22 protein-coding genes are annotated in these 20318 nt (G+C 57.6%); 11 read left to right on the forward strand and 11 right to left on the reverse strand.

Annotation, left to right across the window (positions count from 1 at the left end):
* Positions 1-4 precede the first annotated feature (4 nt).
* Positions 5-1891 carry an AMP-dependent synthetase/ligase gene (locus AC2FNN_RS05915; protein ID WP_496757253.1) on the forward strand — a complete coding sequence of 629 codons (1887 nt, stop codon included), beginning with the start codon at positions 5-7 and terminating at the stop codon, positions 1889-1891.
* Between the two features lie 25 nt (positions 1892-1916).
* Positions 1917-3077, forward strand: a complete 1161-nt coding sequence (locus AC2FNN_RS05920) for an ABC transporter substrate-binding protein (RefSeq protein ID WP_496757255.1) — start codon at positions 1917-1919, stop codon at positions 3075-3077.
* A 68-nt stretch (positions 3078-3145) separates the two neighbouring features.
* Here AC2FNN_RS05920 and rpsI read toward each other — a convergent pair whose 3' ends face one another.
* Entirely contained in the window at positions 3146-3631 is a 486-nt protein-coding gene (rpsI, locus tag AC2FNN_RS05925; RefSeq protein ID WP_152457951.1) for a 30S ribosomal protein S9, read from the reverse strand.
* Between the two features lie 6 nt (positions 3632-3637).
* Positions 3638-4096 (reverse strand): 50S ribosomal protein L13, encoded by a 459-nt coding sequence (gene rplM, locus AC2FNN_RS05930; protein WP_170324880.1) that lies wholly within the window; start codon positions 4094-4096, stop codon positions 3638-3640.
* Positions 4097-4338: 242 nt separating this feature from the next.
* Between rplM and AC2FNN_RS05935 the strand changes: the two genes are divergently transcribed.
* The gene (locus AC2FNN_RS05935; protein WP_496757258.1) at positions 4339-4704 is read left to right on the forward strand and encodes a nuclear transport factor 2 family protein; all 366 of its coding nucleotides are present in this window, start codon (positions 4339-4341) and stop codon (positions 4702-4704) included.
* Between the two features lie 3 nt (positions 4705-4707).
* Here AC2FNN_RS05935 and AC2FNN_RS05940 read toward each other — a convergent pair whose 3' ends face one another.
* A complete protein-coding gene (locus AC2FNN_RS05940) occupies positions 4708-6111 on the reverse strand; it encodes an aminotransferase-like domain-containing protein (RefSeq protein ID WP_496757260.1) in 1404 nt (467 codons plus the stop codon).
* 99 nt (positions 6112-6210) lie between these two features.
* Here AC2FNN_RS05940 and AC2FNN_RS05945 point away from each other — a divergent pair, with 99 nt between their 5' ends.
* Entirely contained in the window at positions 6211-6438 is a 228-nt protein-coding gene (locus tag AC2FNN_RS05945; RefSeq protein WP_171204742.1) for a DUF1127 domain-containing protein, read from the forward strand.
* Between the two features lie 61 nt (positions 6439-6499).
* Here AC2FNN_RS05945 and AC2FNN_RS05950 read toward each other — a convergent pair whose 3' ends face one another.
* Positions 6500-6943: a PaaI family thioesterase gene (locus AC2FNN_RS05950; RefSeq protein ID WP_496757261.1), complete on the reverse strand. Its 444-nt coding sequence runs from the start codon at positions 6941-6943 to the stop codon at positions 6500-6502.
* Positions 6944-7001: 58 nt separating this feature from the next.
* Here AC2FNN_RS05950 and AC2FNN_RS05955 point away from each other — a divergent pair, with 58 nt between their 5' ends.
* From AC2FNN_RS05955 to gluQRS, 4 genes are all read left to right on the forward strand, one after another.
* Positions 7002-7787: an enoyl-CoA hydratase gene (locus AC2FNN_RS05955; RefSeq protein ID WP_496757263.1), complete on the forward strand. Its 786-nt coding sequence runs from the start codon at positions 7002-7004 to the stop codon at positions 7785-7787.
* Positions 7788-8040: 253 nt separating this feature from the next.
* A complete protein-coding gene (trmFO, locus tag AC2FNN_RS05960) occupies positions 8041-9381 on the forward strand; it encodes a methylenetetrahydrofolate--tRNA-(uracil(54)-C(5))-methyltransferase (FADH(2)-oxidizing) TrmFO (protein ID WP_496757264.1) in 1341 nt (446 codons plus the stop codon).
* Between the two features lie 37 nt (positions 9382-9418).
* Positions 9419-10033 carry a class I SAM-dependent DNA methyltransferase gene (locus AC2FNN_RS05965; RefSeq protein ID WP_496757266.1) on the forward strand — a complete coding sequence of 205 codons (615 nt, stop codon included), beginning with the start codon at positions 9419-9421 and terminating at the stop codon, positions 10031-10033.
* Positions 10030-10911 carry a tRNA glutamyl-Q(34) synthetase GluQRS gene (gluQRS, locus tag AC2FNN_RS05970; RefSeq protein WP_496757268.1) on the forward strand — a complete coding sequence of 294 codons (882 nt, stop codon included), beginning with the start codon at positions 10030-10032 and terminating at the stop codon, positions 10909-10911. The genes AC2FNN_RS05965 and gluQRS overlap by 4 nt, the downstream gene beginning before the upstream one ends.
* A 10-nt stretch (positions 10912-10921) precedes the next feature.
* On the opposite strand, the gene hisI is transcribed toward gluQRS, so the two are convergent.
* Positions 10922-11311, reverse strand: a complete 390-nt coding sequence (gene hisI, locus AC2FNN_RS05975; protein WP_496757270.1) for a phosphoribosyl-AMP cyclohydrolase — start codon at positions 11309-11311, stop codon at positions 10922-10924.
* Between the two features lie 48 nt (positions 11312-11359).
* On the opposite strand from hisI, the gene AC2FNN_RS05980 reads away from it, so the two are divergent.
* Both AC2FNN_RS05980 and AC2FNN_RS05985 read left to right on the forward strand, forming a co-directional pair.
* Positions 11360-11812 (forward strand): iron-sulfur cluster assembly scaffold protein, encoded by a 453-nt coding sequence (locus tag AC2FNN_RS05980; RefSeq protein ID WP_496757272.1) that lies wholly within the window; start codon positions 11360-11362, stop codon positions 11810-11812.
* A gap of 59 nt (positions 11813-11871) precedes the next feature.
* Complete coding sequence (locus AC2FNN_RS05985; protein WP_496757273.1) at positions 11872-12510, forward strand: MarC family protein; 639 nt, start codon at positions 11872-11874, stop codon at positions 12508-12510.
* Between the two features lie 183 nt (positions 12511-12693).
* Here the strand turns inward: AC2FNN_RS05985 and AC2FNN_RS05990 are convergent, their stop codons facing one another.
* The 5 genes from AC2FNN_RS05990 to sciP all read right to left on the reverse strand — a co-directional run bounded on the left by AC2FNN_RS05990 (position 12694) and on the right by sciP (position 18488).
* Positions 12694-12816 (reverse strand): hypothetical protein, encoded by a 123-nt coding sequence (locus AC2FNN_RS05990; protein WP_256367496.1) that lies wholly within the window; start codon positions 12814-12816, stop codon positions 12694-12696.
* A 112-nt stretch (positions 12817-12928) separates the two neighbouring features.
* Positions 12929-15019, reverse strand: coding sequence for an ATP-dependent DNA helicase RecG (gene recG / locus AC2FNN_RS05995; protein ID WP_496757274.1), 2091 nt, complete (start codon positions 15017-15019; stop codon positions 12929-12931).
* Positions 15016-17268 carry an NAD-dependent DNA ligase LigA gene (ligA, locus tag AC2FNN_RS06000; RefSeq protein WP_496757275.1) on the reverse strand — a complete coding sequence of 751 codons (2253 nt, stop codon included), beginning with the start codon at positions 17266-17268 and terminating at the stop codon, positions 15016-15018. The genes recG and ligA overlap by 4 nt, the downstream gene beginning before the upstream one ends.
* A 123-nt stretch (positions 17269-17391) precedes the next feature.
* Positions 17392-18108, reverse strand: coding sequence for a response regulator transcription factor CtrA (gene ctrA, locus AC2FNN_RS06005; protein WP_152457936.1), 717 nt, complete (start codon positions 18106-18108; stop codon positions 17392-17394).
* An 86-nt stretch (positions 18109-18194) separates the two neighbouring features.
* Positions 18195-18488 carry a CtrA inhibitor SciP gene (sciP, locus tag AC2FNN_RS06010; protein WP_170344350.1) on the reverse strand — a complete coding sequence of 98 codons (294 nt, stop codon included), beginning with the start codon at positions 18486-18488 and terminating at the stop codon, positions 18195-18197.
* 128 nt (positions 18489-18616) lie between these two features.
* On the opposite strand from sciP, the gene mnmA reads away from it, so the two are divergent.
* A complete protein-coding gene (mnmA, locus tag AC2FNN_RS06015; protein ID WP_171725332.1) occupies positions 18617-19762 on the forward strand; it encodes a tRNA 2-thiouridine(34) synthase MnmA in 1146 nt (381 codons plus the stop codon).
* Here mnmA and AC2FNN_RS06020 read toward each other — a convergent pair.
* Positions 19759-20304, reverse strand: coding sequence for a carboxymuconolactone decarboxylase family protein (locus tag AC2FNN_RS06020; protein WP_496757277.1), 546 nt, complete (start codon positions 20302-20304; stop codon positions 19759-19761). The genes mnmA and AC2FNN_RS06020 overlap by 4 nt on opposite strands.
* Positions 20305-20318 lie beyond the last annotated feature (14 nt).

Consider the following 20318-nt stretch of genomic DNA (forward strand, 5'->3'; position numbering starts at 1 on the left):
CAAGATGGATGCCACGCCCCTCGCCTCGCAGGTCACGATCAACGGCATTGAACTGAATGCAATCCCCGGACAACGCCCGTTGCGCGTGGATGGATGCACCACCATCAGCATGCTTTTTCAACACCGTTGTGCGGAACTGGAGGATCGAACAGCCCATCGCGAGAAGGATTTGGGCATCTGGAAGTCATATTCCTGGGCCGACTACTGGCAGCACGCCAAGTGGATCGGGCTTGCCCTGCGCAAGCTGGGCCTGGAACGCGGTGACGTTGTTTCGATCCTGTCCGAGGACCGCAAGGAATGGATGTGGTTCGATATGGGTATTCAGTGCGTCGGGGGCATTTCTTCTGGCGTCTACACCACGGATTCGGCCAATCAACTGCAATATCTGATCAACGACAGTGGCAGCAAGTTCCTCATCGTCGAGGACGAAGAGCATCTGGACAAGTTTCTGGAAATCGAAAGCCACGTTCCGGATCTGATCAAGGTGATTATTCTGGAAGACGAAGGCTTGCATGATCTGACCCATCCGCGCTGCATGATGATCGACGATCTTTACGCTTTGGGCCAGCGGGCCGAACAGGAAGATCCGGGACGGTTCGAAGCCGAAATCGCATTGGCCAAACCTCAGGATACTGCATTGCTGGTTTATACATCCGGCACCACCGGCCAACCCAAGGGTGCGATGTTAAGTCATGAAAACATCCTGGCCGGTATTGAGGCCGGTGCCTGGTCATTGCCGACGCTGGCCAGTGACGAACAGCTGTGTTTTCTGCCGCTCTGCCATATCCTGGAACGCGACGTATCTGTCTATTTCCCGCTGGCCGCCCGCTGCACCGTGAATTTCGCGGAAAGCCCCGAGACGGTCTTTGCAAATCTGCAAGAGGTCTCGCCTTCGACCTTCACGGCGGTGCCGAGAGTTTGGGAAAAGGTCTATGCACAGGTGCAATTCCTGGCGCAGGATGCAACGCCGTTGGGTCGAATGGCATACGGTCTTGCCCTGAAGGCCGGCGTACGGCGGGCCGAGTATGTGAGTTCGGGAAAACCCGTTCCCGCCGCCATCGCGGCCCGGTTCTGGTTTTGGGATCAGTTGGTTCTGAAGAATTTACGCCGGATGCTCGGTTTGGACAAACTGCGCCGGGGTGGCACGGGTGCTGCGCCTATCTCGGCGGATTTGTTGAAATGGTACTGGGCCATCGGCGTGCCGATCGTCGAGGGCTTCGGCATGACCGAAACGTCCGGCCTTGCCACACTCAACACTGCGGAAAGCAACAAGATCGGAACCATCGGCAAGGTCGTCCCGGGGTGCGACATCCGCATCTCAGATGAAGGTGAAATTCAGCTCAAAGGCATGAACATCTTTCAGGGCTATTGGCGCAACAATGCAAAGACGGCGGAAAGCTTTACCGCCGATGGCTGGCTGCGCACCGGCGATATGGGGCGTATCGACAAGGACGGGTACGTTACCATCACCGGCAGGTTGAAAGACATCATCATCACCGCCGGCGGCAAGAACATCACCCCGGCTGAAATCGAAAGCCGGCTGAAGTTCAGCCATTACATCTCGGACGCGGTGATCATCGGCGATCGGCGCAAATACCTCACGGCGCTGATCATGATCGATCAGGAAAATGTCGAAAAATATGCGCAGGACCAGAAAATCCCTTTCTCGAACTTTGCTTCGCTTTGCGCCGCGGCCGAAGTCAAGGAACTGATCGGCGCCGAAGTGGTCGCGGTGAACAAGGAATTCGCACGGGTCGAGCAGATCAAGGATTTTCGCCTGATCGACGTTCTGCTGACCGCCGAGGATGACGAGCTTACCGCCACGATGAAGCTCAAACGCGGCCTGGTCGAAAAGAAACACGGACATCTGATTGAAGACATGTACACTTAGCCAAAGAGTTTTCGGGAGGAGAAAGATGAAGAAGTCATTCAAATGGCTGGCCGCCGCCACGGCGTTGACCGCGTCGGCAAGCATCGGTTGGGCTCAGACGCAGGGCGTGACGGATGATGAGATTGTCATCGGGTCCGTCAACGACCTGAGCGGCATCTTTGCCGCCGTGGGTGTCCCGGCGACCAAAGGTGCCAACGTGGTATTCGACCGGGTGAACGAAGCCGGTGGCATACACGGGCGCAAAATTCGTTACGTGGTCGAAGACAATGGCTATCAGATGCCGCGAGCCATGCAGGGCTATAACAAGCTGCTGAACCGCGACAAGGTATTCGCCATGCTGCAATCGCTTGGCACGCCGATGAACATGGCTGGGTTCAAGCTGTTGGATCCCAAGGGAATTCCCAACGTGGCACCTCTGACCGCCGCGCGTCAGATGTTGCAGGAGCCGATGCGGAACAAGTTCACCTCGTTCTCGACATACTATGATCAGGCGCGTGTCGGTGTGAATTATCTGGCCGGAGAGTTTGGGTCAAAGACGGTCTGCACCATGTATCTGCCAACGGATTTTGGTGAGGAAATTCTAGAAGGCAGCAAGGCCGGCGCCGAAGAGGCCGGGATCGCTTTTGGTTCTGAAACCACCCATAAACCGGATGAGACGGATTTTGTCGGGTCGCTCAGCAAGCTCAAGGAAGAGGGCTGCGATATCGTCACCATGGCGCTTGGCGTGCGCCAGGCGATCACCGTAGTAGGCACGGCCAAGAAAATGGGCTTGACGGACATGAAGTTCCTCGGCACTTCGGCCAGTTTCCTGACTGTTGTGGCACAGGTTCCCGGCGGGGTGACTGACGGGTTCTATGCCGCAGCCTCGTGGCAGGATCTTTGGGCGCGTGCGGATCAACCTGCCCCCGCGGCATTTATCGAAGAATACAAGGCCGCGACCGGCGAAGATCCGGTTGGATTTGCCATGTTGGGCTATTCCGCTGCCGAAATGATGGTCAAAGCGCTTGAGGCAGCAGGCCCTGACCTGACGCATGACAGTTTCATTGCAGCGATGGAGTCACTGGATTATCAGGATGACCTGGTCGGCAACCACATCACCTATGGCCCCGATGATCATCAGGGGGCGGATACGGTTTTCGTCAATGTCGTTGAGAACGGCGCGTGGAAGCTGGTTTACGAAGAATGAATCCCTGACCAGCGCAAAGCAAAAGGGCTCGCAAGTGCGAGCCCTTTCTTTTGGGTGTTCCCGGCAAATTAACGCTTGGAGAACTGGAACGAACGGCGGGCTTTGCGCTTACCGAATTTCTTACGTTCCACAACGCGGCTGTCGCGGGTTAGGAAGCCAGCAGCTTTCAGAGCGCCACGCAGGTTGGGATCGTACAGTTGCAGCGCCTTCGAGATGCCGTGCTTGACCGCACCAGCCTGACCGGTCAGGCCACCGCCTTTGACGGTGGCGACAACGTCGAACTCGCCTTCGACACCGGCAACCTGGAACGGCTGGCGCAGGATCAGCTGCAGAACGGGACGTGCGAAGTATACGTCCTGATCCTTGCCGTTCACGGTAACCTTGCCGGAACCCGGCTTGATCCAAACGCGGGCAACAGCGTCTTTACGCTTGCCGGTGGCATAGGAGCGGCCCAGCTCGTCACGTACGGGTTCGCGCACGATGACTTCTTCGGCCACGGTTTCAACGCCTGCGACGGCGCTCAGCTCTTCGAGAGTATTGATCTGATCAGCCATCGGTCATTAGCTCCGGGTGTTTTTCTTGTTCATGGACTTGACGTCCAGAACTTCGGGGGCCTGGGCCTCGTGCGGGTGCTCGGCACCGGCGTAAACGCGCAGGTTGGTCATTTGCTGACGCGACAGGCGGTTGCCCGGCAGCATGCGCTTGACCGCTTGGGTCACGACGCGTTCGGGGTGTGCGCCCTCGAGGATCTGCTGCTTGGTGCGCGACTTGATGCCACCCGGGTGGCCAGTGTGCCAGTAGAAGTTTTCTTCGCGCTTCTTGCCGGTCATCTGGATTTTGTCAGCGTTGATCACGATGACGTTGTCGCCCATGTCCATGTTCGGGGTGAACGACGCTTTGTGCTTGCCACGCAGGCGCATGGCGACGATCGAGGCGAGACGGCCCAGAACAACGCCCTCGGCGTCGATCAGGATCCATTTCTTGTCGATGTCTGCAGGTGTTGCAGAAAAGGTTTTCATGGCAGGATAGTCCTGTTTGATGTGAAAGACCGCCCCAAGCGAGGCGGCCCGAATTCGATGGATGCGTATCTAGACAGCCATGACCGCCACGTCAAGCGACCAAACGTCATTTAAAATGTTTTAAAACAACGACTTGTTAAATAGGTATTATTTTACCCCATATTTCAGCATGGAAATCGCCCCAATGTCGACACTCTGATACACTCGGTTGGAATTGATCATGCCCAACCACGGAGGGTCGCATGAAGGATTTGATGCGCACGATTGAAAACTATGGTGCGGCCTGGCAGGAAAAGTCCGCCGATAAACGGCTTGAATTTCTGAGCCGGTGCTTTGCGGAAAACGGTCGGTACGTGGATCCGACAGCCGATGTTTCAGGCCGAGAACAGTTGAGTGTACATATCGGCGAAGTCCTTTTGACTTCGAATGGGCGTGTCGAAATAACCAGCAGTCCGGTTTCGCACCATGATGTCGTTCACTTCACGTGGCATATGGTGGCCCCCGACGGCGCAATCATGGTGTCCGGGCATGATTTCATTCGATTGGACGAGGACGGAAAAATTGCCCATCTGGCCGGTTTCTTTGGCGACCCGCCCCCGCTGACCTGAATGCTAAACGCTGATCTGTTCAGGCGGATTGTCCAGCAAAGCGCGCAACCTCAGCATTGCGTCCTCGAACCGTTCCAACGAAACATGACCATTCATTGCGATGCGTACTGCGTTTGGGGCGCGCCCGTCGCGCAGGGCGAACTCATCCGCTGATCTGAGTTGAATGCCTTCCCGCTCTGCCGCGCGGCTGAACGCGGCAGAGCGCCAACCCGATGGCAGGTTCAGCCAGACAAAAGGCACATCCGGTGCCCAGTTCAGATCGAACCCACCCAGCGCATTGACGGTAATCCGAACATAATCGCCCATCCGCTTGCGCACATCCTGTGCAATCTGGCGGGTACGCGGGTCCGACAGCAGCAACCGGGTCAGTTCGGCCAGGGGTTGAGCCAGGCCAAAATACCCATATTCGGCGGATCGGCGCAGATCGACGTTGCGATCCTTTGGGGCAATGGCAAAGCCAACGCGCAAAGCCGGTGTGAGTATCTTTGAAATGGACGACACGTGCCAGCCCCGCTCGGGGGCGAGCGCGCGATAACTGGGTTCACGCGCCTCCCCCATGCGATAGCAATCGTCTTCCACGATCTGAAGGTCGAAGCGCCGGGCGACGTCCACGACCTCTTTCCTGCGTTCAAGCGGCGTGTGGATGCCGGTGGGGTTCTGAACTTCTGGCGAAACGCAAACGGCCTGAGCATTGGTTTGCCGCAAAACATGCTCCATTGACGCCGGATCGATGCCCCATTTGTCCATCTTGACGCCAATGACTTCGGCGCGCATCAACTCTCCGGCCCGGCGGAACCCGGCGTAAGAGAGGTCTTCAACCAACACAATCGGTTTGGGTCCGCGCAGGATGGTCTGAAACACCAGACACAATCCGTTCTGTCCGCCATGGGTCAAGACGATGTCGTCATGGGTCAGCGGACCCAGCGGCAAATCCGACAACCATTCCACGACTGATTGCCGCATGGGTATGTACGCGTCCCGCGTGGGGTAATTCAGAAACAGCCCGGGATCAGCTTGCGAAACCTTTTGCAGGCATTCCCGGATAAGCGCCACCTGCCCCGCATCCGGCAAGCGCGGGCTGAACAGGCTGACATTGGCGTTGTACTTGTCTTCCCTCAGATGCAGTTGCCTGGCCCAGACATCATCCAGAATCGGTGATTTCGGCGGGGCCACAAATGTACCACGCCCAACCTCGGCGTGAAGCAAGCCCTCGTCGGTCAGGATCGTATAGGCACGTGCGACTGTACCAGGTGTGATTTGCAGGCGATACGCCAGTTCACGAACCGGCGGAAGCTTGGCGCCAACATCTAATTTCTTGTCACCAATAGCTTTTCTTATTGCGTCAGCAACCAATGTGTATTTCGGGCCCTTGGATTTTGGCAGAGCGTCCGGCCAAATTGTATCCATTACAATTCTTCCTTTGCCTTTGACACAATTTCAAATGTATCAAACTTATGTACCAAGCAATACTGTTTTGTGTCAATACAATTTGAAAGGAATTCCGAGATGACACGCACAATGCACACCCCCGCCCTTCTGCTGCTGAACGACAGCCCACGGCTGCCTCTGCTCGCTGCTCTGGCCGTGCGGTTTGCGGCGGCGGTCACTCAATGGGAACGCCGTCGCCGCAGTCGCGTCAATCTGAGCTATCTGGATGACCGTCTGCTTCAGGATGTCGGGCTGACCCGCCATCAGGCTGGCCGGGAAACAAACCGCTTTTTCTGGCAGCCCTGACTGATCCCCAGTCCCAATTTTTGGGACCTCTTCCTGGGCCGGGGCCTGTCCCCGGCCTTTTTTATCCGAATTTCGCGGCAGCGGACCCCGCTGGCGGCAGGGAATAGGTCATCGTTGCCCGCGCAACCGGAAGATCACTGCCTTCCGAGTATAAAAGCACATCCCCAACGGCCAGTGTTTTTCCCAGTTTCAACAAACGACAGGCCGCAATCATATCGGCGCCGCCTTCCGGTTTGCGCAGGAAATCAAAAGAACTGTTGGTGGTGACGGCCAGTGACTGGCGCCCTTTTCGTGCAAGAACCATTGCATAGACACTGACATCGGCAAGCCCGAACATCGACGGGCCTGATACCGTACCCCCGGGGCGCAGATGTTGATCCTGAACCACCAGGCGCATGGTGATCGTGTCTTCGGTCAAATCTTCAACGACGAAATCCTTGTGCACCTGCGGGAACACCTGTTTGAGGTATTGTGACAGTTCGTCCCGGTTCATTGCCAAAGCCATACTTCCCCTCCTGCTCTTGCCGACCTAGAGTTGGCCCAACTTGGGAACGGAGGGCAAGATGGCAATTCTGGAACGTTACGACACGGGCGCGGTGGCACGGCTGACACTGAACGCCCCGGACCGGCTGAACGCACTAAGTGATGAGATGCTGGCTGCGCTGCAAGCCGAACTTGATACACTGCGCGACGACAGCTCGATCCGGGCCGTGGTCCTGTCGGGGGCAGGAAAGGCGTTTTGCGCCGGGCATGACCTGAAGCAGATGACGGCCGGACGCCAATCCGAAGATGGCGGCAAGGCCTTCTTTCAAGATCTCTTCACCCGTTGCGCCCGGATGATGATGTCGATCCAGTCCCTGCCGCAACCCGTTATCGCGCAAGTCCATGGCATTGCGACCGCCGCCGGGTGTCAGCTGGTTGCAACCTGCGACATGGCGGTGGCGGCGGAAGGAACACGGTTTGGTGTCAACGGGGTCAATATCGGTCTGTTCTGTTCCACACCGATGGTGGCTCTCAGCCGCAACATCCCCAGAAAGCAGGCATTTGAAATGCTGACCACCGGCGAATTCATTTCAGCAGAGCGCGCCGCCGAATTGGGGCTGGTAAATCGCGTCGTTCCTGAAGCGATGCTGGAACAAGAAGCCAACGGGCTTGCGGAACTGGTCGCATCCAAGCTTGGCGTGGCCGTGAAGATCGGCAAGGAAGCGTTCTATCAGCAGCTGCAAATGCCATTGGACCAGGCTTATGCCTATACCGGAGACGCAATGGCGCAGAATATGTTGTACCGCGATACAGAAGAAGGCATTTCCGCCTTTATTGAAAAGCGCCCCCCGAATTGGACCCAATGACGCTATTGTTTTGAACATTTTTTGCCACTGTCTTCATTTTTGCACTTTTCAAAAGGGCAACTCTGTGGCAAAGCTGGGTCGAGGCTAAGGCCTCATCACACTTTTGGGTCGCCGTGGGCGGAAGGTCCCTCCAGCTGGTCTCTCTCACCAGCGCTGACATCCCCGCAGCGGCGACCCCAAGACCCCTCCAGCAGATCAGTCACATATAATACGGCAGTTGCGCCTGTGTGTGCGGTGCCCTATGTGGCTGCACATGACACAAATTTTGCATATCGTCGGCGGTGGAATGGCCGGGTCCGAAGCGGCCTGGCAAGCCGCTGAAATGGGCGTTGACGTGATCATTCACGAAATGCGCCCCACCGTTGGCACCTTCGCACATCAGACAGGAAACCTGGCGGAAATGGTGTGTTCAAACTCATTCCGATCGGATGATGATGAACAGAATGCCGTCGGTCTGCTGCATTGGGAAATGCGGGCCGCCAATGGGCTGATCATGACAACCGCCGACGCGCACAGACTCCCTGCCGGGGGGGCTCTGGCCGTGGATCGCGACCCGTTTGCCGAAACGGTCACCGCAAAACTCCGCACCCACCCACGCGTGAGCGTCACCGATCAAGAAGTCACCTCGCTGCCCGATGACGGCCATTGGATATTTGCGACCGGCCCGTTGACCTCACCCGCATTGGGGGAAGCCATCCGGGCAGAGACGGGATCGGACGCGCTGGCGTTTTTCGATGCAATCGCTCCCATTGTCTATGCCGACAGCATCGACATGAGCAAAGCGTGGATGCAGTCCCGGTATGACAAAGGCGAGACCGAGGAAGAACGCACGGCTTACCTGAACTGCCCGATGGATCGTGATCAATACGAGGCTTTCATCGACGCCCTTCTGACAGCGGACAAAACCGTGTTTCACGAGGGTGAGACCGCAGGCTATTTTGATGGCTGCCTTCCCATTGAAGTCATGGCCGAACGCGGGCGCGAGACCCTGCGCCATGGTCCGATGAAACCGGTTGGGCTGACAAACCCTCATGCGCCTGACGTCAAACCCCATGCCGTGGTTCAGTTGCGGCGCGATAACGCATTGGGCACATTGTTCAACATCGTGGGGTTTCAGACCAAGATGAAATACGGCGCCCAGACCGACGTGTTCCGCATGATCCCCGGTCTGGAAAACGCCAGCTTTGCCCGGCTGGGCGGCATCCACCGCAACACGTTCATCAACTCTCCTACCCTGCTCGATGCACAGATGCGTTTGAAATCCAAGCCCAACATCCGCTTTGCCGGCCAGATTACGGGCGTCGAAGGCTATGTTGAAAGTGCCGCGATGGGATTGCTTGCCGGTCGCATGGCCGCCGCAGAAATACTGGGGCGTGATTTGCCCGATGTGCCCAAAGACAGTGCAATGGGTGCGTTGATCCATCACATAACCGGCGGGGCCGAAGCCAAGACGTTTCAACCGATGAATGTAAACTTCGGCCTGTTCCGCCCCGTGGACGGCCTGAAAGGCGGGCGGCGGGGCCGCAAGGACCGGTACAAAGCCTATACCGATCGTGCCAAGGCAGAATGGCAAACCTGGTTGGATCAATGCTGACTGGACGCGCGGCGTGATCTCGGCTTAGCATGACGGGATGAGCGACAAGTTCCTGGACAGCACCTACAATCTTGACACGCCTGAAGACACTGAAACGCATTATCAGAACTGGGCCGCGACCTACGAACAAGAGGTCGCGGAACAGGGATACGCAACCCCGGGACGGGTGGCCGCGGCTTTGTGGCAATTCCACCCTCACCCCCAAACGCCAATTCTGGATTTTGGTTGCGGAACGGGACTTTCCGGTCTCGCCTTGCGGGCGGCGGGATTTGAGGTCATCGATGGCATCGATCCCACCCCTAAAATGCTTGAACAGGCAGAGGCCAAGGGCGTTTACCGAACCCTGACCGGGTTTGACATCACCAAACCGGCCCCGCTCAGGCGCGGCGCGTATTCGGTGGTCACGGCCATCGGTGTCATCGGTCAGGGCGCGGCCCCGCCCCAGACATTCGACCAGTTGATGCACGCCTTGCCCAAAGCTGGGTTGCTGGCGTTTTCCCTGAACGATCATGCGCTGGCAGATCACAAATTCACCTGCCGACTGACGGATTGGGTCGACATGGGTGCCGCACGTTTGCTATTTCGCGAATACGGGCCGCACTTGCCCGGCATCAACCTTAACTCTGACGTGTATGTATTAGAAAAAGCTTGACTTTTGTAACGCGTTTCGCGCCATCCCCGACTGGCCCGATTCACCTTGGGCACGCGTATTCTGCGATGATCGCCAGCGACATGGCCAGATCCGAACACGGCCAGTTCTTGTTGCGCATCGAAGATATCGATCGGTCGCGCTCGCGTCGGCATTGGGTAGATCAGATCTACGATGACCTCACTTGGTTGGGGCTGACATGGCCGGAACCGGTGCTGCGTCAATCAGACCGGCTGAGTATCTATGATCGAGCATTGGACCGGCTGTGGATGAAGGGTCTTCTGTATCCCTGCCTGTGCAATCGCAAAGATATTGCCGCCGCCGCAAGCGCCCCCCAGGAAGGCGCGCCATTGCTTGGTCCAGACGGAATTATCTATCCCGGAACGTGCCGAAAAGCTAACATAGGTATAGACTTAAGCCAAAATCCTCACCCAAAGGACCAAGTCTTGCGACTGGATGTTGCCAAGGCCTGTCGAACAATCCACGATCCGGCCAGATTCCAATTCATGGAACTGGGCGCCGGCCCCGATGGCGAAACAGGTACAGTCACGTTCACCCCGGATGAGATGGAAACCAGTGTCGGCGATATCGTTCTGGCCCGCCGAGACATGGGCACGTCCTATCATTTGTCCGTCGTTCTTGACGACGCGGCCCAAGGGATCACCTATGTGGTTCGCGGTCGGGATCTGTTCGAAGCCACCCGCATACATGTGCTGCTTCAGGTGCTGTTGGATTTGCCGACGCCTGCATATTACCACCACGATCTGATCCGCGATGACGCCGGCAAACGGCTAGCGAAACGCGACGATGCGCGGGCAATCGCGAAATACCGGGCCGACGGTGCCAGCCCGGCAGACATCCGACATATGGTGGGGCTTTGATCTGGCTCGGTTACTCCATCGGGGCCATCAGCTCGGTCTCGGCCCCGTCCTGCACCGCAGTATAAAAGCACGTCCTGCGGTTGGTGTGACAGGCAGCACCGGTTTGACGCACCAGAACCAACAGACAATCGCGGTCACAGTCGATGCGGAAATCCACCAGTTCCTGCACATGACCCGAGGTTTCGCCCTTGATCCAAAAAGACTGACGCGAGCGCGACCAATAGGTCACCCTGCCCGTTTCCAGTGTCTTTTCAACGGCCTGTGCGTTCATCCAAGCCATCATCAGAACTTCGCCCGACACCTCCTCCTGCGCAATTGCCGGAATCAGTCCCGCCTCGTTATATTTCAGAGTCGATGGATCAAACACGACGGGGTGAGACATGACAAAAACCTTTTGCATCCGTTGGGTTGGCCACTATGTATGAGGAACACACGACGAGGGAAAGCCATGAGCGGCGAGAACGACCTGATCAAGCTGTATTCCGGACGCATTCTGGCGTTGGCGGCCGACATCCCGCATCTGGACAGGTTGGAAAATCCGGATGCAACGGTCAAGAAACGCTCGCCTCTTTGCGGCTCTACCGTGACCGTTGATCTGAAGGTTCAGGATGGACGTGTCAGCGCCTTCGGGCAGGACGTCAAAGCCTGCGCGCTGGGACAGGCCTCTGCTTCGGTGGTTGGCGACGCGATCATTGGTGCCACGCGCGCGCAGGTCGAAGCGGCGCGCGATCAGCTTGCGGCCATGTTGAAAAAGGATGGCCCCGCCCCGGATGCGCCCTTTGATGGCCTTGAGGTCCTGATACCGGCGCGGGACTACAAGAACCGCCACGCGTCAATTCTGCTGGCGCTGGATGCCGCCGCCGAAGCCATGGCGCAGGCCGAACAGGCAGATTGCGCCTGACCATAGCTATTTGATGTAATCCCGTTTACCTTCCGCTTAAATTTAAGGAGGGATGGGTTTTGGAAAATCTACTTGAGCATTTTGTAACTCTTTGGGTCGTGATTGACCCGATTGGAACCATTCCCGTTTTCATTGCCGTCACTGCGGGGTTAGAGGCCGCCGCGCGCCGCAAAACAGCCTTGTTGGCATCGTTGATAAGCGCCGGTGTCCTTTTGTTCTTTCTCGTGTTTGGGCAATTGCTGATCGAAGCGCTGGATATTGGACTGAATTCATTTCAGGTCGCAGGCGGCATCATCCTGTTTCTGTTCGCTCTGACCATGATCTTTGGCGAAAGCAAACAGGACATAGAACAGCGTCAGGCCGAAGAGGATCAGGAAGATAAGTATCACAAGCAGAATCCCGCGATTTTTCCTCTTGCGGTTCCGTCTCTGGCCTCGCCCGGCGCGATGCTTGCAGTGGTGATCCTGACAGACAACCATAGATACAGTGCAGCCGATCAGGGGATTACCGCATTGGTCATGCTGTCGGTACTGGTAGTTGCCTTCGTTCTCATGCTTCTCGCCGAACCGATCATCCGCCTGATTGGCCATTCAGGAGCGGCGATCATCAGCCGTGTCATGGGGATGATCCTGGCCTCGGTCGCGGTCAATTCGGTTCTGTCCGCGTTGCTTGAGATCTTCAAAACCGGCCAGCTGTAAAAAAGCCGCCGCACCTTCCGGGCGAAAGGACGGCGGCAGGCATTGCGTGTCTCGCGTGGGGTCCGGAATACCGCACGGGGCCGAGGCATGGCCCCTCAAGGGGTTTGGGACAGGCAGGTCACCCTTGACTGAAATGGGGATGACAGCGCGGTTTTTTCGGCACGAGATCGCAGGCAGAAAGGCTTAGAAGCCAACCGGCAGGTGCAGGGCGACCATCAGGATCACGACCAGAGACATCACGCCCACGGCATCCTGTAGGATCGTCGATTGCGAGCGGCTGAATACGGTCTTGATCTGGGTCAGCATAGGGTCACCTCCGGTCAGAGTTTTAATCCTTTGTTGACCTTTTGTTCTCATATTTACCCGAGTCGGTAAAGAACTTTTTGAGAACATTTGTGAACTTTCTGGAACTTTTTGCCTAACCTACTGAAATCAAACGGATCGCCTGATCCTGCTTCATCAGCCACAAAAGCACGCGCGCCGCGCGCCCCCGGTCCGAGGTCAGCTTTGGATCCGCATTCAGCAATGTCCGGGCATCGGATTGGGCCACAGCCATCAAGCCGGCCTGGCGCTCCAGGTCCGCAATGCGGAACTTTGGCAGACCGGACTGTGCAGTTCCGATCAGATCCCCGGCACCGCGCATTTCCAGATCCGTTTCCGAAATACGGAACCCGTCTTCGGTTTCACGCAGAACCTCCAGCCTCTTGCGCCCCCCCTCGCTGAGCGGCGGCTGATACATCAACAAACACGTCGATTCCGCATCACCCCGGCCCACGCGGCCGCGCAATTGATGCAGTTGTGCCAGACCAAAGATTTCGGCCCGCTCGATGACCATGATCGTGGCATTGGGCACATTGACCCCCACTTCAATGACTGTCGTGGCCACAAGAACCTTGGTGTCCCCGTTCTGGAATGCGGACATTGCCGCGTCTTTTTCAGACGGCGGCATCTGTCCGTGAACCAGCCCGACCACACCTTCGCCCAATATGGCACGCAAGCGTTTGAACCGTTCTTCAGCAGCCGTCAGGTCTGAGACCTCGGATTCATCGACCAAGGGGCAGACCCAATAACATTGCCGCCCCTCATCAATCGCCCGACGCAGATGCGACACGACCTCGTCCATGCGCTGCGTACTGACAATCGCCGTCTTGATCGGTTTGCGCCCCGGCGGCTTTTCGTCCAGCACCGAGACATCCATATCGCCATATTGCGCCAGCGCCAGACTGCGTGGAATCGGGGTGGCGGTCATCACCAGAACATCCGCGCCCTGCCCTTTTTCCGACAGCTCCATCCTCTGGCGCACGCCAAACCGGTGCTGTTCATCAACTATGGCCAAGCGCAGCGCTTTGAATTCAACATCACTCTGAAACACGGCATGGGTGCCGACCAGAATTTGGATATTGCCATTTTTCAAAGCCTCTAGCTTGGCGCGCCGCTCTGCGCCCTTGTCACGCCCGGTGAGCAGCTCCAGCACCACTCCGGCCTCTTCCGCCAGCGGGCGCAACCCTTCCAGGTGCTGGCGCGCGAGTATCTCGGTCGGGGCCATCATCACGCCCTGCCCTTTGGCCTCGACTGCAATCAGAAGGGCCATGAAGGCCACCAATGTCTTGCCGGCCCCCACATCACCCTGCAACAATCGGTTCATGCGGGAATCCGATGCCATATCGGCCGCGATTTCCTCGATCGCGCGGCTTTGCGCGCCAGTCGGACGATAAGGAAGACTGGCCAAAACCTTGGATTGCAGCGCGCCTGTCCCTATGCTGACGACACCACGGGATTTCCGCTCTCGCTGACGCGCCAGAGCCAGCGTCATCTGATGCGCGAACAGTTCGTCATAGGCCAGACGCTGACGCGCGGGCGCAAACGGTGAGGCATCATCAGCCCCCTGAGGATTGTGGCCAGCACGAATTGCCGAGATCCAGTCCGGCCAGTTTTGTTGTGCCATCTGCGCAGGATCGATCCATTCCGCCAGCTCTGGCGCCCGCGCCAATGCGCTGCGGGTGGCCTTGAACGCCGTCTTTTGGGTCAGCCCCTGTGTCAGATGGTATACCGGTTCGAATTCCGGAATTTCACTGGCTTGCTCGACCGGCAACATATGATCCGGATGCACCATCTGAGCCATGCCGTCGAACAGCTCCAGCTTGCCCGAGATCACACGGCGCGCGCCCTGAGGCAGCACTTTCTTCAGATAGTCCCCGCGTGCGTGGAAGAAAACCAGCTGAAAATCGGCCTGGCTGTCTTCGACATGCACCCGGTACGCGCCCCCCTTTTTTCGAGGCGGCCTATGGGGGCCGACCGTCACTTCGACCGTCAACGTAGCGGGCAGATCGACGCCCTGAATCGTCTCTCGCCGACGTCGGTCGACGACCGCATAAGGCAGGCCGAAAAGAACGTCACGTGGGCTTTCAATGCCGGCCTGTTGCAGGACCTGCGCGGTCTTGGGGCCGACGCCCTCGAGTGTTTCAAGCCCCGCAAACAGCGGGAACAGCTGCTCCGGCCTCCCGCTCATGCGCCTTCGATCAGCTGCAACCAGCCATCCTCATCCAGGGTTTTTATACCCAGCTCTGCCGCTTTCCTGGCTTTCGAACCTGCACCGGGACCAGCGACCAGAATATCGGTATTCTTGCTGACGGAACCGGAAACCTTCGCACCCAACGCCTCGGCCCGTGCTTTTGCCTCGGCGCGGGTCATCTTTTCCAGAGTACCGGTGAACACAACCGTCTTGCCAGCCACCGGGCTGTCTGAGGCGGGCGCATCAGGTGCGACGATTGTCAGTTCTTTGCGCAATGTATCGAACGCGCGCCTCTCTTCCACGTTCGAAAACGCATCGGACAAGGACAGACCCAGCGTTGCGCCGATCCCGTCAATTCCGATCAATTCAGCCCAGGCGGCATTGGCATCGGGCGGAACACGCGCCGCGGTTATGGCCGCATCCCGCACTTCCTTGACACGTGCCCGGCGACCTTCTGCCAGCGCGGCCGCCCGTTCGTCATCCTCGGCCTCATCCGCTTGCCGCTGCGCCAAAGCCGCAGGGCGGGCGGTGTCCAGAGCCTGCGTCATGGTCTCCCAATCGCGGTAAAACAGCGCCAGATCGCGCGCTCCGACCTCGCCGACATGTCGAATGCCCAAAGCGAACAACAGGCGCGCAAACGGAATGGACCGCTTTTCGTCGATCGCGGCAAACAGGTTTCTGGCCGAGGTTTCCCCCCACCCATCCCGGTTTTTTAGCCGTGCCAGATTGGCCCTGTCACGCTGCTCCAATGTAAAGATATCCGCCGGTGTCTTTATCGGAAGCATTGGATCATCATAGAACATCTCGATCTGTTTTGCACCAAGGCCTTCAATGTCAAACGCCTTGCGCGAGACGAAATGTTTCAGTTTTTCAACGGCCTGCGCGGGACAAATCAAGCCACCGGTGCAGCGGCGGACCGCATCACCTTCTTCACGGATCGCCTCACTTTGACATTCTGGACAACGCGTCGGAAAGGTAAAGGGCTGCGAGCTGCGCGGGCGTTTGGACAGATCAACATCAGACAGCTTCGGAATCACATCCCCGGCGCGGTATACCTGAACCCAATCACCGACACGAATATCCTTGCCATCGCGGATCGTGCCGCCCTTGGCATCGCGCCCCGCGATATAGTCTTCGTTGTGCAATGTGGCGTTGGACACAACAACACCGCCCACCGTTACCGGATGCAACCGTGCGACCGGGCTAAGCGCGCCTGTACGACCGACCTGAATGTCGATCGCCTCCAACCTCGTCCAGGCCAGTTCGGCCGGAAACTTGTGAGCAATCGCCCATCGCGGCGTGGTTGAGCGGAACCCCAAACGCGCCTGAAGCGACAGATCATTCACCTTGTAGACAACCCCATCGATGTCATAGCCCAAGGTGGAACGTTGCGCTTCGATATCCTGGTAATGCTCCAGCATCTCTTGCGTCGTTTTGCACAGACGGGTCAGGGGATTCGTCGAAAATCCAAGTGAATTCAAACGCTCGATCGCCCCCATCTGCGAGTCGGACAATGGCTCTGAAACCTCCCCCCAGGCGTAAGCAAAGAAACGCAACGGGCGCGAGCGCGTGATTTCCGGATCCAGTTGTCGCAAAGACCCCGCCGCCGCGTTTCTTGGATTGGCAAAGGGTTTGCCGCCGCGCTCTGCCTGCCGCGTGTTCAACGCCTCGAAATCCGCGTGCGACATGTAAACCTCACCCCTGACTTCCAGAACCTCTGGCGCGTTTTTCAGGTGCTGCGGGATATCGGATACCGTGCGTGCATTGGCCGTTACATTTTCACCAACTTCACCATCTCCTCGCGTGGCAGCCTGAACAAGCTGCCCGTTTTCATACCGCAATGACAGCGACAGGCCATCAATCTTGGGTTCGGCGGTGTAGGCCAGGCTTTCACCAGCCCCAAGGCCCAGGTATTTTCGGATCGATCTGTCGAAATCTGCCACGTCGCCATCATCGAAAGCGTTGCCCAGCGACATCATGCGCACGGCGTGCGTGACTTTCGAAAAACCATCTGCAGGCTTTGCACCCACTTGATCCGTCGGGCTGTCGGGACGCTTGAGGTGAGGGAAGCGCGCTTCTATGTCGGCATTGCGCCCTTTGAGCGCATCATAGTCGGCATCCGACATGTCAGGCGCATCAGCCGTGTGATACAGCGTGTTAGCGTTCGACAATAGTTCGGCCAGACGTGCAAGCTCGGCACGCGCCTCATCTTCTGTCAGCTCGGATATGGAAATTAAGTTGCTCATGGCCTCGCCCTGTCACGCGTACTTGGACCTCAGTGATAGGGCGAGGCCATGGCCAGGTCCAGACGTGCTGAGCCGTGAGTGCAATGTGCCGCCCTGGACCACCGGCGGCACGGGAGGTTCAATTCAAAGCCCGACTGCCATCCGTGTTTCATCCAGCGTGTTGCTTTGCGGATCTCGAAGCACATAGCCACGGCCCCAGACGGTTTCGATATAATTCTCTCCGCCGGTCGCATTGCTGAGCTTTTTGCGCAGTTTGCAGATGAACACATCGATGATTTTCAGCTCAGGTTCATCCATGCCGCCATATAAGTGGTTCAGAAACATTTCCTTGGTTAGAGTCGTCCCCTTGCGCAGGCTGAGCAACTCGAGCATCTGGTATTCCTTGCCGGTCAAATGAACCGTCTTGCCATCCACTTCCACGGTTTTTGCATCAAGGTTCACCGCAATTCGCCCTGTATGAATGATCGATTGCGAATGCCCTTTGGAACGGCGGATGATGGCATGGATGCGTGCCACCAGTTCTTCGCGATGGAAGGGCTTGGTCAGATAATCATCCGCGCCAAAGCCGAATCCCTTGATCTTGCTTTCAGTATCATCAGCACCGGACAAAATCAGAATCGGCGTTTCCACCCTGGCGATCCGCAACTGGCGCAGAACCTCATGCCCGTTCATGTCCGGCAGGTTCAAATCCAGCAAGATCAGGTCGTAATCATAGAGTTTCGCCAGATCGATTCCTTCTTCGCCAAGATCCGTTGCATAGACGTTCAGGTTCGCATGCGTCAGCATCAGTTCGATGCTTTTGGACGTGGTCGGATCATCCTCGACAAGAAGTATGCGCATTTTTCACTGCTCCAATTCGGGTCAATAATTCCAATTAAAATTAAACCTGACCAAGAATGGTTAATCTGACGTTACCGTTGAATCATTTATTCACGCTCTCCTTTAGGTTGTCGATACTTTTTTAGCGCTGTCGCCTTCAACGCCTCGACACCGTGTTCCGCGACCAAAGAAACCCAACCGTTGAATTCTTCGTCGCTCAGGCCGTATTTCTTTTTTGCGTCAGACAGGCTGATCAGCCCGTAAAGCACGCCACGCACGACAAGAATCTTGCGTGACGCCACCCATCGCCTTGTGTTTGCGGGCGGCAAATCCGCATGCGTCAAGATGGATCCATCCGGCAGAGCAACAGACCTCGGCCCTTCAACTTTGTGCAAATACATCGCTTTACCCTTCTTGCTGCACCAAAGCTGCCACCAGCCTACTTAAAGCCGCGTGAAACCGCCCCTTGAGAGTGTGTAGAATTTTCCTATATTCTGCCGGTCTTTCTTAACCCGGACTGGAATCTGCAATGGCCCTCGATACCGAGACACCGCTGAACTCGCTTGGCTTTGCCAAACCGCCCTCGGAGACGCGGGTCGTTGTGGCAATGTCGGGGGGTGTCGACAGTTCCGTTGTCGCGGCCTATCTGGCCGATCAGGGCTATGATGTGGTCGGTGTGACTTTGCAGCTTTATGACCACGGCGCGGCGTTGGCCAAGAAAGGAGCCTGTTGCGCTGGGATCGATATTCATGATGCGCGCCGCGTGGCGGAAGAGCGAGGATTTCCACATTACGTTCTGGATTACGAGAACATCTTCAAGGATGCCGTGATCGACGAGTTTGCCGACAGCTATCTGGCAGGCGCAACGCCGGTTCCCTGCATCCGTTGCAACGAACGCGTGAAATTCAAGGACCTTCTGGAAACCGCCAAGGATCTCGAGGCAGACTGCATGGCCACCGGCCATTACATTCAACGCAAGATGGGCGCCAACGGACCGGAACTGCACAGCGCCGAAGACGCCAATCGCGATCAGTCCTATTTCCTGTTCTCGACCACGCCAGAGCAATTGAACTTCCTGCGCTTCCCGCTGGGCCACCTGCCGTCAAAAGACGCAACCCGTGAGATGGCGGCGCAGTATGGGCTGTCAGTGGCGGACAAGCCCGACAGCCAGGATATCTGCTTCGTGCCCGACGGCAACTATGCCAGCGTCATCGAAAAACTGCGCCCCGGTGCTGCTGAGCCGGGCGAGATCGTTCACGCCGATGGCCGCGTTCTGGCGCAGCACAACGGCGTGATCCACTATACAATCGGACAACGTCGTGGTCTTGGCATCGGCGGCCTCAGCGAACCGCTTTACGTCGTCAAACTGGACGTCGACAAAAAGCAGGTCGTTGTCGGCCCGAAAGAGATGCTGGCAACGCGCGTCGTTCCGGTGCGCGAGATCAACTGGCTGGGCGATGAACCCTTCTCGTCACGCGATGAATGGCACTTGTCCGTAAAAGTCCGCTCGACCCGCCCACCGCGCGAGGCAATCATTCGGCCGCTGTCGGACACCACGGCCGAGGTCGAACTGCTGACCCCCGAGGAAGGCATCTCGCCTGGGCAGGCCTGCGTATTTTACGCAAGCGAAGGCAGCCGCGTGTTCGGCGGCGGCTGGATCTGGCGTGGGTATTAGGCTGAAACCGGCTCGACCTCGGGTTCGATCTGAATCTGCAATGCATCGTTGAACCGATTGAACGCACCGCACAAGGCGATGCGCCAGGTCAGCTCGACGATCTGGGCATCGGTGAACCATTCCCTCAGATCCGCCACTTCGGCATCCCGCATACGGCCCGACCGGATCGTCACGGCTTCGGCATAGCGAACGACCGCCTTGTCACAGGCATCCAGTTCCGGATGATCCTCGACGTCCGGCAGACGCGCCGCCCCTTCGGGGCTGAGGCCCGCGACGGTCAGCAGCGGTGTGTGATGCGAGACGCAATAATCGCAGGCATTCAGTTTCGATACCGTCACCATCGCCAGCTCCAGCGCACGGCGCGGCAGGTTCTCCTGCTCTCGCAGGGTCGTCAGCATTCCCGTGACATGGTTCAGAACCGGAGGGCAATACGCTGCGACGCGGGCCCAGTTGTCAAATGGGCCATAGGCACCCAATGCAGCGTGGGACGCGCGCGCGTCGGCGGTCATTTCCTGATCCGACAAAGGGGGGATGCGGGTCATGTTGAAAACTCCTT

The sequence above is a fragment of the Ruegeria sp. BHSA118 genome (genome assembly GCF_059613405.1).